Origin of the sequence: Micromonospora sp. M51, assembly GCF_018070305.1 — a bacterium.
Classification (GTDB): Bacteria; Actinomycetota; Actinomycetes; order Mycobacteriales; family Micromonosporaceae; genus Micromonospora; species Micromonospora parva.
In genome coordinates, this window is sequence record NZ_JAGPXZ010001509.1 from 1 (window position 1) to 460 (window position 460).

1 pseudogene is annotated in these 460 nt (G+C 78.9%); it reads right to left on the reverse strand.

Features of this window, described 5'->3' with window-relative positions:
• A pseudogene (locus tag KBX53_RS35705) lies at positions 1 to 460 on the reverse strand ([protein-PII] uridylyltransferase); the annotation flags it as partial.

Consider the following 460-nt stretch of genomic DNA (forward strand, 5'->3'; position numbering starts at 1 on the left):
AGATGCGGGCCGCCCGAACCAGGGCGCCGGCCTCGTCGAGGGCACCAGCGACCCGGTAGAGCAGGCCGGCGGCGTCGGCGGCGCGCAGTTCCAGGAGTACGGCCCCGGTGGCGGCCTCGCGGTGCCAGACCACTCGTGGAGCCGCGCCACCGCCCCGGCTGGCGAGCGCCCGGCCGCGCAGCCGTTGGGTGACCGACACGTCGCCGGCGACCGCCCGGCGCAGGTCGGCGCGGAGCGGTACCGGGTCCGGCGGAAGGCCGTAGCGGGGCTGCACCCGGCACTCGACCAGAGCGCGGCCATCGACGGCGGAGGCGTCTGCGGAGATCACCTCCAGCCGGTGCAGCGCCAGGCAGCCGGCCACCGTGGCGAGCAGACCACGCCGGACGGCCGCCGCCACCGACACCCGGGCGCCGGGCGGGTGGATGACCGGCTGCGGCCCGGCCGGCATCGGCGTGTGCGG